A 13816-nucleotide genomic window follows, 5' to 3' on the forward strand; every position below is an offset into this window, starting at 1 on the left:
TTTGCGTGAATAAAAAACGTCATCAGAAAAAAAAATTTAGAACAATATGTTAAAAGATCAGCAGCAAATCATAATTAATCAATTAAGTACTTGTTGTTTAATAACTTTTTACTACTTTCGCCGCGATTCATACGCAGTCACACTTCTATGCGGTTACAAAAACACACATATCAATTAATCCGCCGACTTTCTGCCATTCTCGCCATGTTGTTTTTCACATGGGTGACTGTAAGTATGCCCTACATTTTAACTAAACAGGCAGAACAAAAACAAAAAATATATTCTGTCAGCAAGGATAATACGGATTCCGAATCCAGTTCTGATCTAAATGAAGAGCGCTCCGGCCTCAATGAAGAGCGGGTGGAAGAAGATACGCTGCTCTCCGAATTTATTTGTGAGCGGAAAGAGATGCTGACTATTATCCCTGATCCTGTTCAGCTTATTATGGGAGAAGATACCTTCTATCTGGATAACCACTCCCTTGAATTGATTACTCCGCCTCCGGAAGGCACCCATACCTTAGCCTGATTTTATTTTCGATTCTAGGTGAATAACGTGTAGAAGACGTTGTTCCGTCCTGCTATTTTTCAGGTTGTCAATTGTGAATTTATTCTCTTTTTATTGCGAATAACGCGCAGGAAACGTTGTATCGTGCCTTCTTTTCCAGGAGGGTCACCTGCTGCATCTGTTTTCATTTCCATGACCGGCAACATATAAAAATGTAGCGCTGTTCAGCCTTTTCGGGCTGTCCCTGCCATACCTGTGTCCGGCTATACAGGAAGGCGTCCAGAAGTATTCTATCATAACAAAATACAATTACTATGCATCTAACCACCCGGGAAATTGAGAAGCTGTTATTACACCAGGCAGGAGAGCTCGCAGCCAAACGGCTAAAGCGCGGAGTGAAATTAAACTACCCGGAATGTATTGCCTACATCTCCAGTGAAATCATGGAACAGGCCAGGGATGGCAAAAAATCAGTGGCGGAATTAATGGAATGGGGCACGAAGCTGCTGACCAGAAGTCAGGTCATGGAAGGTGTTCCGGAAATGATCCACGACATCCAGATTGAGGCTTTGTTTCCGGACGGAAACAAACTGGTCACCATTCATGACCCGATCCGATAACATCAATTGCATAACCTGTTAAATGAATTAATAATGATACCCGGAGAACTTATTCTGAAGAGAGAAGATATTATCTGCAATGCAAAAAAGAATACGGTAAGAATAGAAGTGAAAAATACCGGTGACCGCCCTATTCAGGTGGGCTCGCACTTCCACTTTTTTGAAGTCAACAAGGCGCTCGACTTCGACAGAAACCGGGCGTTCGGTATGCGGCTCAATATCCCTGCCAGTACAGCGGTACGTTTTGAACCCGGCGAAAAAAAGATGGTGATCCTGGTGGAATTCGGCGGCAAAAAAAATATCCATGGGTTCAACAACCTGACCGATGGCAATGCCGCCAGCAATACGGTTAAAACCGAAGCGATAGCCAGAGCAAAGAAAAACAATTTCAAAGGCGCCAAATAACAGGCATCCTTTGAAGCATTTCACTTTTCATTAAATCAAAAAGTATGTCCGAGAATAAAGAGAACAAAAAAAAGGGTGGAACCTGGAACAGGAGGGAATGGATCAAAATTGTGGGAGTTACCACCGCCGGCCTAACGGTGATGGGCCTGAACAAGGCCTTTGCTCAGAACAGCAATGAGGTAAGATTTGAGAACGGGAACCTTTATATTAAGCGTGAAAAATATGCGTCTCTCTTCGGTCCTACTACAGGCGACAAAATGCGCCTGGCCGATACAGAGCTGTTTATTGAGATAGAAAAAGATTACCAGGTTTATGGCGAAGAGAACAAATTCGGCGGCGGTAAAACGGTGCGGGATGGTATGGGACAAGCCACTTCTGCCCTCGATAAAGACGTGCTGGATCTCTGTATTCTCGGCGCCATCATCATCGATCACTGGGGAATTGTAAAAGCGGATATCGGTATTAAGGATGGGAAAATCAAAGCCATCGGTAAAGCCGGTAATCCTGATACGCAGGACGGTGTAACGCCGGGCATGATTATCGGTCCCGGTACAGAAGTGCATGGCGGCTGGGGCTATATCGTTACCCCTGGCGGCATTGATACCCACATCCACTTTATCTGTCCGGAGATCATCGACACTGCACTGTATAGCGGTCTGACTACACTGATCGGCGGCGGCGCAGGGCCTAACGACGGTACCCTGGCTACCACGGTTACTGCCGGTAAGTTCTTCATGGAAAAGATGCTGCAGGCATCAGAAGACCTGCCTATCAACGTAGGCTTCTTCGGCAAGGGCAACGTATCCAATGAAGAAGCGCAGGCCGAAATGATCAGGGCGGGTGCGCTGGGTATGAAGGTCCATGAAGACTGGGGCGCCACGCCATCCACCATCGATATGGCGCTGCGGGTAGCCGACAAATACGACACCCAGGTAGCCATCCATACTGATACCCTGAACGAAGCAGGTTATCTGGAAGATACCATCAGGGCCATCAACGGAAGAGTGATCCACACTTTCCATACAGAAGGCGCCGGCGGCGGGCACGCACCGGATATTATCCAGATTGCGATGTATCCCAACATCCTGCCATCTTCCACCAATCCTACCAAGCCCTATACCTTTAACACCGTTGCCGAACACGTGGACATGCTGATGGTGTGCCATCACCTGAGCCCTGAAATCAAGGAGGACGTTGCTTTTGCCGATTCGCGCATCCGCCCTTCCACCATCGCGGCGGAAGACGTTTTGCATGATCTCGGCGTCATCAGCATGATGAGCTCCGACTCCCAGGCGATGGGCCGTGTTGGTGAAGTAATCACCCGCACCTGGCAGACCGCCCACAAAATGAAAATACAGCGGGGCGCCTTACCGGAAGATAACAAACAGGGCAACGACAACTTCCGGGTAAAAAGATATATGGCCAAATACACCATCAACCCGGCGAAATCGCACGGTATCGATGAATATGTAGGCTCCATAGAACCCGGCAAGATTGCGGATCTCGTTATCTGGCGACCGGAATTCTTCGGTATAAAACCGGAGATGATCTACAAATCAGGTATGATCGTAGCCTCCAAAATGGGGGATCCGAACGCGTCTATCCCAACACCGCAACCTGTACTCTACCGCAAAATGTACGGCGCATATGGCGGCGCCACAGCGCAGACCAGCTACAACTTCGTATCCAAAATATCCATAGAATCCGGCAACATCGGGAAACTGGGACTGAAAAAGAAATCGCTGCCGGTGAAAGGATGCAGAACCGTTGGAAAGAAAGACATGGTGCACAACAGTGCCATGCCTAAACTGGAAGTGGATCCGGAAACATATGTAGTGAAAATTGACGGCAAGGTAGCCACCTGCGAACCTTTGAAAGTTGTTCCGCTGGCGCAGCGTTACCTGTTGTTTTAAAATTATGCAGTGATGATCATTATTGAAGAAGTGCTGAAAAATCCGGTTACCGGAAACAGGAAAGGAGATGTTTTTGAAATTGAATGGTATGAAACTGCCAAAACAATTATCAGACGCCCTACCCGCTCCGGAATGGAAATAGTGATCAGAAAACACAACGGCATCCCGCTGGCCGACGGCGATATTTTATGGATGGACGATGAAAAATACATTGAGCTGGTGATAAAGCCCTGCGAGTGTATTGTGTTTACACCAAAAACACTGAAGGAAATGGGGATTATTTGTTTTGAGATCGGCAACAAACATATCCCCATTTACATCGATGAGGAGCATAGCATAAGCGTGGCCTACGAGTCGCCCTTATATATGCAGCTGCAGAGAGCCGGTTATGAGCCCCGCATTGAAGAACGCAAACTGTTGCAGACACATATGCTGCGGGCTCATAGCCATGGTAATAACCATGCAAATGAATAATAAATGCAGAAACTATTAACACTGTTGCAGGTGAACGACTCCATGTTCCCTATAGGAAGCTTTACACATTCCTATGGGCTGGAATCTTATGTGAATGCCGGAATTGTGCACGATAACCTTTCAGCTGCCGAATATGCCAGAACAATGCTGGAGCATAATATCTACTACAACGATGCCGCTTTCCTGTACAGGACCCTCTCCTTACCCACCGGAAAAAAAAGATGGGATAAACTGGCAGAGCTGGATGTGCTGGTCACTGCTTTAAAGGCATCCTATGAAATAAGAGATGCCAGTAAAAAGCTCGCAATACGCTTCCTCAAGCTGGTGAATGAGCTGAAGATATATCCTGTTTGCAGGAAGTATGCGGAAGCCATCCAGCAGGGAGAACTGCACGGGCATTACGCCATCGCATTCGGATTATATGTGAAGGCCGCAGGCATCTCCACAGAAGAAGCCCTCAGCGCATTTTACTATAATTCGCTGAATGGTATTATCACCAACTGCGCCAAAACGGTGCCCATCAGTCAGACTGCCGGGCAGAAAATACTGTTCGGGCTCCAGCCGGTCATTGCCAGGCTGGTGAACAAACAGAAAGATATGGACGAGCAGCAGCTGGGCTTATGTTGTATAGGACAGGAAATAAAATGTATGCAGCATGAAAAACTGCATACCCGCATTTACATTTCCTGATCTTTTAATTTTAAATTCTTGTGACATGACGAAATATGTAAAAGTAGGTGTAGCCGGTCCCGTAGGATCCGGGAAAACAGCCCTGATAGAGGCGCTGACGAGAGAGATGAGCAATGACTACAGCATCTGCGTAGTCACAAATGATATCTACACCAAGGAAGATGCGCAGTTCATGATTAAAAATTCCAAACTGCCGGCAGACAGAATCCGCGGTGTAGAAACAGGAGGATGCCCGCACACGGCCATCCGGGAAGACGCCTCTATGAACCTCGAAGCAGTGGAAGAGCTGGTAAAGCTTCATCCTGATACGGAAATTGTATTCATAGAAAGCGGTGGCGATAACCTGGCGGCGACCTTCAGCCCTGACCTGGCAGATGTGACCATCTTTGTGATAGATGTGGCAGAAGGCGAGAAAATACCGCGCAAGGGAGGTCCTGGTATTACACGGTCCGACTTACTGCTCATCAACAAAATAGATCTGGCGCCTTACGTAGGTGCAAGCCTGGAAGTAATGGAAAGAGACGCGAAAAAAATGAGGGGCGACAAGCCATTCCTCAAAACCAACATCCGGGAAAAGCTGGGACTGAACGATGTCATTACCTGGATCAAGAAATACGCATTACTCGAAGCATAATCTGAACAACAATGATAAATAGGGATAATTCACTGACAAGCAGGGTTGACATTAGCTGCAAGCGGGAAGGGCCTAAAACCCTGCTGGTGAACAGTTATTTTGACATTCCCTATAAAGTGGTGCACTATGGTTCCAAACGCCTGCAGGATCACCTGGAGGTAATGATGATGTGTTACTCTCCCGGCGTTATGGACGGCGACACGCTGCAGGTAAGCGTGCATTGCCCCGTTAACGCGGAAATGAAACTGTTTACTCAATCATTCAACAAAGTGCACCCCATGAAAAAAGGGGCTTCCCAGTCGATGCATGTGAAAGTAGATGAGCACGCCCTCCTGCAATATCTGCCGATGCCCACCATCCCCTTCAGGAACGCCATTTTCGATATGGACAACCTGATTGAGGTGGCAGCAAACGGACACCTGATATGGGGAGACATTATCAGCGGCGGCCGTATTCATTCCGGCGAGCGGTTCGAGTTCTCGAAACTGCACAGCCGGACAAAAGTCTACCGCGGCGGAAAGCTGATTTTCTTTGACAACCAGTTAATGGAACCACGTAAACAGCCGCTGGAACGCATGCTGTTCTTCGAAGGACATACCCATCAGGGCACCCTGCTGATTGTCTCTGAATATGCCGCTGCATTTAAGGAAGAGCTGGATGAAGTGCTGACAGAACAGTTCGTGGATATGAGCTACGGATTTACCCTATGCGGCAAAAATGCGCTGCTGGTAAGAGCCCTGGGAGAAAGCGGCGAGGCTATGCACGAGTGGCTGTCCAACATCGGCGATATGTGCTGGAGTTTCATTCAACATCATACCGAAGCCGTTGCTCCGGTAGCAGAGGAAACCATAGCGGCGCCCCTGAAACCGGCGCCGGAAAAGAAAGCAGCACCGGTGGTGAAAAAAAAGCCTGCGAAAAAAAAGCCTGCCGGAAAAACGGCAGCCAGATTATAATCCGGGGCTTATGTCCCGGGGAAATTTAAAATGAAGCCATGCACGAAGTACCGATAGTCAGAGATATTTTCAATACGCTTCAGGAGAGCCATCCGGATAAGTTCGACCGCATCACCAAGGTGCAGGTAGAAGCCGGGCTTTTATGTAATGTACAACCCATCCTGATTCAGAACGCATTTGAAGCACTGATACGTGACGAGCCACAGCTGGCCCATATCGACCTGGAAGTAGTGCTGCTGCCGATTATAGCCTGGTGCGGTACCTGCGACAAACACTTCGATGTTATCAGGCACCGGTTCGTGTGCGATTGCGGCACTCCTTCCAGAAAAATTGTGCAGGGCGAAGAACTGCGCATCAGTAAAGTGGAATTTCTAACCTGAAAATTAATACACATGATTGATACAAAACCTAAAAGCAACAGAATGCCTGCCGGTTCCGTGCAGTGTGACAATACCACGATGAACCTGTTAAAGGCCAACGATTTTGTTGCCAAAGCGATTAAAGACAAAGTGCCGGATGTATTGATCATCAATATATGCTCATCTCCTGGAAGCGGCAAAACCACGCTGCTGCAGGAAACCGGCAGACGCCTGAAAGACAGGTTAAGCATCGCCGTGCTGGTAGGCGACCCGGAAACAGAAAGGGATGCTGTACGGTTACGCGATGTGGGCATCAATGCCTTGCAGATTGTTACCGGCGGCATGTGTCATATAGAGGCACAGATGATATACCAGGCGCTGGATCATATAGACCTCACACAGGTAGACCTGCTCATCATTGAAAATGTGGGTAATCTCGTTTGCCCGTCAGCGTTTGACCTGGGAGAAGATTACCGCGTAACATTACTGGCATCTACCGAAGGAGATGATAAACCTAAAAAGTATCCGCGGATGTTTTTAACCAGTGAACTGATGCTGGTATCAAAGGCAGACCTGCTCCCCTACGTACCGTTCTCTGTCGAAGCCGCCGTTAAAGATGCCCGGGAAGTAAATCCCGATCTCTCAGCCATACAGGTGAGCACCTTAACCGGTGAAGGAATTGAGGAGTGGTGCAGCTGGCTGGAGGAAAAAGTAAAAGAGAAAAAGGCCCGGAAACAATAAGGTATTTCCGGCCGCCTTTTCTCCCAAAAAAATCGAATCTGATATATGAAAATGAAACTCTTTCTGACCATAGGCTTTATTTGTTCATCTGGTTACCTGTTTGCCCAGACAGCGCCGGCGCCGGCATCTGCCGGCGACACCACCGGTAATGCGCCGTCGCTTTTAATAAAGAAAAAACCGGAAGCCCTGCAAAATGTTCATATGAATTTTTTGCTGCGTAGCTCCCTGGAAATTCCCGATGGAGACAAACAGTCTTCCATGCGCCTCAATGAGGCCCGCCTTGAAGTACTCGGTACCATTGTTCCGGACCTGGACTTCAGAATCCGTTACAGGCTTAACAGATCGCAGGCGCAACGGGATCTCGACAATGCTCCCGGCTCTCTGGACATCGCCTCCGTCAACTATAAATTCGGGGACGCTAAAAAATGGTCCGTCAATATCGGGAAACAGGCCGCGTATGTAGGCAACTGGGAGTTTGAAACCAACCCTACCTATGAGTATCAATACTCTGAATTTGTAAACTTCCAGACCAATTTATTCATGATGGGGATACGGCTGGGATACCAGGTGAACAAAAACCACGGTTTCTTCCTGCAGCTGCACAATACCTACAATAACAGCTTCAACACCACACATACCAGTGCCGGCTATGCCGCTGACGGCCTGAAAGGCGCTAAAACGCCGATGGGCGTATATGCAAGCTGGTTAGGTAAAATGTTCGATCAGCAGCTACACACCTTCTGGAGCTACAATGTTGCACAGTATGCCTCCGGAAAAACCAATCACGCCGTTGCGCTGGGTAATAAAATGGTGCTGAAGAAACTCAAGGGATACCTGGACCTGCAATGGGCTGCTATGGCAGTAGATTACGTTAACATTGCCTCTCCCTCCGTCAATAGGTATCAGCAGCGGCTCAATCCTGATTTCACGCCGGTATTTGCCAGGGACATTAATTATAAAGGAGCGGTATTAAGGCTGGACTATGAGTTTGTTCCGGGATGGTTCATTACCACCAAGGGTATTTTCGAATCTGCCAGTCAGACGAAACATAACGGCGCAGCGGGAAAGAATTTCCGGGAGAACATCGGCCTCCTGGCCGGGCTGGAATATAAGCCCATTGCGAATCAGAACATGAAGCTGTTCGGTTATTACTATAACAACCAGGTAAAATACAAAAATGTGATAGCCGATGCCAACGCCCCCCAGCGCACCAACCTGATTGCCGTCGGGGTGCTGTACCTGGTCAATGCATTCTAAGTTGTAAGATTTAAACGCCGCATATGAAAGTTGTAAGATTTGGTGTCTCCATTGAGAAAAACGTATTGCAGTTGCTGGATAATTATATTGAAGATAACCAGTTTCCCAACCGGTCGCAGGCTATCCGTCATCTTATTCAGCGGATAGAAGTAGAAAAGCAATGGCAGTCGGATGTAGTAGTAGGCGGTTCTATAACCCTACTGTTTGATCATCACAAGAGAGATTTGCTGGACAGGATCACAGACATTCAGCATGACTATCATCATCTGATTCTTTGTTCCCAGCATATTCACCTGGACCACGACAACTGTATGGAAATTATTGCAGTCAAGGGAAAGGCCTCCCTGCTAAAGCAGCTGGCCAATGCATTGACAGCTGTAAAAGGCATTATACATGGAGAATTATCTATGACGAAGATAAATTAAGGATCAACAGAAAGGCATAACGACGACATCGAAAAACAAGGAAGCTGTCTCCGGATAACGAAGACAGCTTCCTGCATGATGAACATTAGTTATGATATGCAGTCTTATTCAGACGCGCGGTTTTATCAGAATTTCAGGGCCAGGCTCACCAGAAAATTAGCCTGTTTCTGCGGACGGGCATAAAAGCCATCGCTGACCCAATACTTCTTCCCTGTCAGATTATTACCCTTTACAGCGATCCTGAATTTCGGTGTGTTATAGAACAACGTAGCGTCGAAGGTAGTATAGGAAGGCAGTACAAAGGTATTAGCCGGGTCGTAGAATGCATCGCCTACATAGATGGCGCCGGCGCCGATACCGAGTCCTTTCACGGCTCCTTCCAGGATACTGTAACTCATCCAGATATTACCCACATGAGCCGGAGCGCCTACTGTTCTCTTACCTGTCAGCTGAGCAGACGCTTTTATGTATTTGTTTTCGTTGTAGCCGTAACCGGTAATGATATTGAAGCCCGGCAGCGGATTACCAATAATTTCCACATCTACGCCTTTACTTTCCTGCGTACCATCCTGCACGGTAAATACCTGAGTACCCTTTACATCTCCCCTGGTGCTGTTATTGATCTGGATATCATAATAACTGATGGTGGCAGCCAGCTTGTTTTCAAAGAGATCCAGCTTTACACCGCCTTCCAGCTGATTTGCCTGCTGCGGTTTGAAGGAACTTACTGAGCCATCGGGCTGCACCGTATTCGCCACGTTCTTAAATCCGTTCATATAGTTGGCAAAGAGGGCAACCTTGTTCAGCACCGGCTGGTATACCACCCCGAATTTGGGCGAAAATGCTGCCTGGTTGTAAGCTCCTGTGGTCACCTGGGTGAGGTTATTCTTCGTTCCTTTGTTATCGAAATAATCAACACGCAGACTGGCCATTACCAGCAAGTTACTGGTGATATTCAATACATCGGAGAAATAGGCGCCGTAACTGAGCTGGCGGCTGTTTGTTTCCGGCGTATTCAGCGCAGCCAGACGGGCGTCTACCGTTTCTACGCGGACGTCTTTGGCAATACCACGTGTATTGACAGTATCCAGTTGCAGCATATTATACTTCAGGTCACGATACTGATCCATAATATCAAAACCTACCACCAGCCGGTTGCGTAAACTACCGATCTTAAAATCGCCGGTGAAGTTCTGCTGAAAATGCTTACGTCCCATTCTGTCAGGTGCATGTACCCGTATACTTCTGGCTACAGTGGTATCGGACAGCCAGGTCATATCGAACAGATACATGTTGCTGTATCCGCCGGTTGCCCAGGCATAGTTGGTGGTAGATGTCCATTTATCCGATAGTTTGTACTCCGCCTGCAGAAATATATTATTGGTATACATGTTGGCGGTAAATGAATTATCAATCAGGGAGCGCTTATAATCGAGGTTCAGCTGATCGTATGATTTGGCATTGACACCGGGAGATACGATCCAGGCGGTGCTGGAGGTGCCTTTATAATGCTGGATATCCGCATCCAGCCGCACGGTAAAGCGGTCGTTCACCTTATAGAGCAGGCTGGGCGCCACTACCAGCGTTGAGCCATGCCCCTGGTCCTGGAAGGTATTTTCCTTCTGGTAGGCAATATTGGTACGGAAAAGCACCGTTTTGCTATCATTCAAAGGTGTATTGAAATCAGCGGTGAACCTGTTCAGGTCATAACTGCCAAAAGTATAGCCAATTTCGCCGGCCATACGGTCAAATGGCTTTTTGGTGATGTAATTGACCAGACCTCCGAAAGATACCATAGACGCGCCGAATAAGGTGGAAGAAGGGCCTTTAATGGCTTCTACCCTCTCCACTGTAGCCAGATCGATGGTAGTGCGGGTAAAAGTGGCCATTCCATTGCGGAGGTTATCGTTTGTAACAAAGCCTCGGGAGAAAAAGGCGGGGATGCCGGCGCCCGTCTTGGCAGGCGCAGCGCCTGGCACATTACGGAACGCTTCATCCAGCGTAACGGACAGCTGTTCACGTATCAGCTCCTTATCGATCACACTGTACACCTGCGTATTTTCCAGGTATTTAAGCGGCAGGCGGCCCACACTGCTGCTCTGCTTTTTGGAGGTGATGGTATATTTATCGCCTACTATTAATATTTCATTGAGCGCCCTTGAAGTAGCAGTTAATGCAAAATCGATGCGGGCAGTTTCTCCTTCTTTCAGCACCACTGTTTTTTCCTCCGCCGCGTGCCCCATGAACAGAATAGCCAGTTTGTAGGTTCCTGCTCCCAGGTTTTCAAATTTAAATGTGCCATCTTTCCCAACCTGTGTACTTTTCAGATTATTCAGGGAAATGGTAGCAGATTCCGCAGGCTGCCCGTCGCTGGTCAATACCTTTCCTGTGATGTTACCACCATCCTGATAATAAGCCTTAACCAATTCATTATCAGAAATATATCTGACAGCCCAGGCATTTATTGCAGTATTCAGTTGGAAAAACAGGAACGGTATCGCCATTTTAGCGGCGCGTTGGATAAATAATAGCTTCATAGTCAGTCCTTAAACAGGTTGCTTTTCTTCGGCGCGAAGATAGACAGAACTGTCCTCGATCATTTACGCAATGCGGAATTTTATCAGCCGAACTTCTTCCCGGTTCGTCAGATGAGGTCCTGTGGCTGAATTTCCTGATCTGAGGGCGCCGGATGCCTTTCCGCAGATACGGCCGGCTGACGCGCCTTCTCTGCCTCCAGCCGGTAGGCGCTGGCCATTTTCCCACCGTCAATATGATTCCAGCCAGGGGGCATAATGATATATTTTATCTTATCCGTTAACCTGGGCGCTCTGACGATATCGGACCAAAGGTCCTTCCACAGCTGCAACTGCACCTGGAAAAAGTTACGGCTGTTGATTTTATCACTGATGATCCCGTAAACCGGCCTGACATCGTGCAATTCAGGCTGAAAAGTTTTAAATATCCGGTCCCACACAGAGAAGGTTTCACCATAGTTTCTATCCAGGTAGATAAAATTCTTCGCATGATGTACCCGGTGCAGAGAAGGAGTAATAAATATTTTCTCCAGCCAGGTTAGTTTTCCTACAAATGAATCCATATACTCGCTGGCATGCTCATAAAGAACATACAATCTTCTGATAAGATCCAGCAATAAAATCATAAAGGGGTTAAATCCCAGTATCGGTAAGAACACGATACTGAGCGGCGAATGCAGAAATCCGAGAAAAGAACCTCTGATGGTGACAGACAATTTCATCTCTTCTGCCGTATGATGTACGCCATGGATGCACCAGAAGAACCTTACCTTATGTCCTATTAAATGTACAAACCAGAGCATAAAATCATACACCAGGTAGGCAAGCACCCAGATATACCATTCGAATCCCAGCGTAAGGAACCGGTGATTATACGACCACAGCATGATACCAAAAATGACAATTCTTCCGAAAAAGAGATAGGGTATCAATTCTATGACATAGCATAAAATATTTATCAGGCCGCTCTTATTACTTTCTATCCTCCTGGCTATAATAAGAATGATCCATTCAATAAATACGGAGCCCAGCACGATAGTTCTATAGGGGCCTTTCAGTTCGCTCAACAGTATCTCTAAAGCGTTACTCATTGCTGCAGGGTTATTGCCCAGCTATGCCTTTATTCATCGGGGTTTTCGAAAAGCACAGCTGGTTAGGGTTTAATCATTAGTTTAAGAGATAACACAGGCGTATAGCACTCTTCTGCAAGAAGAGTCCTATCAGTTGTGTCATGCAGGCATGAAGATAAATACTTTAATAAACCGGGGATACGCGAATCGGGAATTTTTTTGCAGGCGCTGTTTTAATGCAGCCTGTTTATACTACTGCGGCAATCTGCTTTTGCCTGCCGGGAAAATCAGGGCATACAAATGATTGTTGTCTGATCGATGAATCATTAGTCTTATTAATTTTTTCTTCAGACAGAACAAGGGAATTAAACATGCAAAAATACGGCACTGGACAAAATGAGTGAGTGGATGTAATAAAATTTTTCATGGCTGCTTTTCCCGGACAACCGCTATCAGTAAGGATTGTATCTTACTTTAATTATCATGAATAAAATCGTTACAGTACGCTATTTGTATTTTCAGTAGAACGGTTACATTTGAATTCATGAACGATACCTTTACAACGAAACAATTGTAATTTACCTTAAACCAAATCCGATACCGTTCCGGGACTGTAAACAAACAATCATATCCGTTTACCCGTACTCATGCTTCCGAAACTTGTGAGCAGCAATTGAAACTTCATCAAAGCATACCTGCTGATGGAATAGAGATGCTGTGCAAATAAGTTTGTAATCATAAACCTATTTACTCCTTATTTTTTCTCATCTTAAATTTCAACCGAACATGAAAAAGTTCATTTTCCCTGTATTACTGGCAGTAACTGCAGTAACACTCGTTTTCGCCCGTCCGGTGACAGCCCAGGTAGTAGGTCCATGCGACAACTCGTCTCCTCAGTTCATTTCCGATCCTGTAGACTGTACTGCATTCTGGATATGTGCGAATCGCGAATATGTGAAATGGAAATGCCCGAACGGATTGTACTGGCACTGTGTCAACTTACAGTGCGATCATCCCTGGGTTGTATCCGCAGCCGGATGCTGCCAATGGTAATGGAATAGCTGTAATCACCGACCGGATGCAGATTGCATCCGGTCGTTTACCTGAAAAAAATTATGTGCAGCAAATTCATGAGGATGCAGACATTTAAAAAATTCACGTTCAGATTCGCAATAATAGGGATATTCCTTTTTTATGGCTGTCATTCAGCACCGCAGAAAACCATATTAAAGAA

At 46.8% G+C, this 13816-nt stretch carries 15 protein-coding genes; 13 read left to right on the forward strand and 2 right to left on the reverse strand.

The annotated features are described in order from the left end of the window. The first annotated feature begins 147 nt into the window (after positions 1-147). From GWG06_RS17640 to nikR, 12 genes are all read left to right on the forward strand, one after another. Positions 148-528 carry a hypothetical protein gene (locus tag GWG06_RS17640; protein WP_127037340.1) on the forward strand — a complete coding sequence of 127 codons (381 nt, stop codon included), beginning with the start codon at positions 148-150 and terminating at the stop codon, positions 526-528. Positions 529-821: 293 nt separating this feature from the next. Beyond that, a complete protein-coding gene (gene ureA, locus GWG06_RS17645; protein WP_127037338.1) occupies positions 822-1127 on the forward strand; it encodes an urease subunit gamma in 306 nt (101 codons plus the stop codon). A 33-nt stretch (positions 1128-1160) separates the two neighbouring features. Next, positions 1161-1532, forward strand: a complete 372-nt coding sequence (ureB, locus tag GWG06_RS17650) for an urease subunit beta (RefSeq protein ID WP_160714766.1) — start codon at positions 1161-1163, stop codon at positions 1530-1532. Positions 1533-1576: 44 nt separating this feature from the next. After that, the gene (gene ureC, locus GWG06_RS17655) at positions 1577-3445 is read left to right on the forward strand and encodes an urease subunit alpha (protein WP_127037334.1); all 1869 of its coding nucleotides are present in this window, start codon (positions 1577-1579) and stop codon (positions 3443-3445) included. 12 nt (positions 3446-3457) lie between these two features. After that, on the forward strand, positions 3458-3919 hold the full coding sequence (locus tag GWG06_RS17660; protein ID WP_160714768.1) for an urease accessory protein UreE: 462 nt from the start codon (positions 3458-3460) through the stop codon (positions 3917-3919). 3 nt (positions 3920-3922) lie between these two features. Beyond that, positions 3923-4609: an urease accessory protein UreF gene (locus tag GWG06_RS17665; RefSeq protein ID WP_127037330.1), complete on the forward strand. Its 687-nt coding sequence runs from the start codon at positions 3923-3925 to the stop codon at positions 4607-4609. A gap of 25 nt (positions 4610-4634) precedes the next feature. Beyond that, positions 4635-5243, forward strand: a complete 609-nt coding sequence (gene ureG, locus GWG06_RS17670) for an urease accessory protein UreG (RefSeq protein ID WP_127037328.1) — start codon at positions 4635-4637, stop codon at positions 5241-5243. Positions 5244-5254: 11 nt separating this feature from the next. After that, positions 5255-6196: an urease accessory protein UreD gene (locus tag GWG06_RS17675; RefSeq protein ID WP_160714770.1), complete on the forward strand. Its 942-nt coding sequence runs from the start codon at positions 5255-5257 to the stop codon at positions 6194-6196. Positions 6197-6234: 38 nt separating this feature from the next. Continuing rightward, positions 6235-6576 carry a hydrogenase maturation nickel metallochaperone HypA/HybF gene (locus GWG06_RS17680; protein ID WP_127037324.1) on the forward strand — a complete coding sequence of 114 codons (342 nt, stop codon included), beginning with the start codon at positions 6235-6237 and terminating at the stop codon, positions 6574-6576. A 12-nt stretch (positions 6577-6588) separates the two neighbouring features. Beyond that, positions 6589-7296 (forward strand): hydrogenase nickel incorporation protein HypB, encoded by a 708-nt coding sequence (gene hypB, locus GWG06_RS17685; RefSeq protein ID WP_127037322.1) that lies wholly within the window; start codon positions 6589-6591, stop codon positions 7294-7296. 45 nt (positions 7297-7341) lie between these two features. Beyond that, the gene (locus GWG06_RS17690) at positions 7342-8553 is read left to right on the forward strand and encodes a porin (protein ID WP_160714772.1); all 1212 of its coding nucleotides are present in this window, start codon (positions 7342-7344) and stop codon (positions 8551-8553) included. Positions 8554-8576: 23 nt separating this feature from the next. Continuing rightward, on the forward strand, positions 8577-8978 hold the full coding sequence (gene nikR / locus GWG06_RS17695) for a nickel-responsive transcriptional regulator NikR (RefSeq protein WP_127037318.1): 402 nt from the start codon (positions 8577-8579) through the stop codon (positions 8976-8978). A 125-nt stretch (positions 8979-9103) separates the two neighbouring features. Here the strand turns inward: nikR and GWG06_RS17700 are convergent, their stop codons facing one another. Together GWG06_RS17700 and GWG06_RS17705 are read right to left on the reverse strand one after the other, a co-directional pair. Further along, a complete protein-coding gene (locus GWG06_RS17700) occupies positions 9104-11515 on the reverse strand; it encodes a TonB-dependent receptor (protein ID WP_160714774.1) in 2412 nt (803 codons plus the stop codon). A 107-nt stretch (positions 11516-11622) separates the two neighbouring features. Continuing rightward, a complete protein-coding gene (locus GWG06_RS17705) occupies positions 11623-12603 on the reverse strand; it encodes a sterol desaturase family protein (RefSeq protein ID WP_160714776.1) in 981 nt (326 codons plus the stop codon). Between the two features lie 765 nt (positions 12604-13368). Here GWG06_RS17705 and GWG06_RS17710 point away from each other — a divergent pair. Next, the gene (locus GWG06_RS17710) at positions 13369-13635 is read left to right on the forward strand and encodes a carbohydrate-binding module family 14 protein (RefSeq protein WP_160714778.1); all 267 of its coding nucleotides are present in this window, start codon (positions 13369-13371) and stop codon (positions 13633-13635) included. Positions 13636-13816: the final 181 nt, after the last annotated feature.

The sequence above is a fragment of the Chitinophaga solisilvae genome, from assembly GCF_009928525.1.
Taxonomy (GTDB): Bacteria; Bacteroidota; Bacteroidia; order Chitinophagales; family Chitinophagaceae; genus Chitinophaga; species Chitinophaga solisilvae.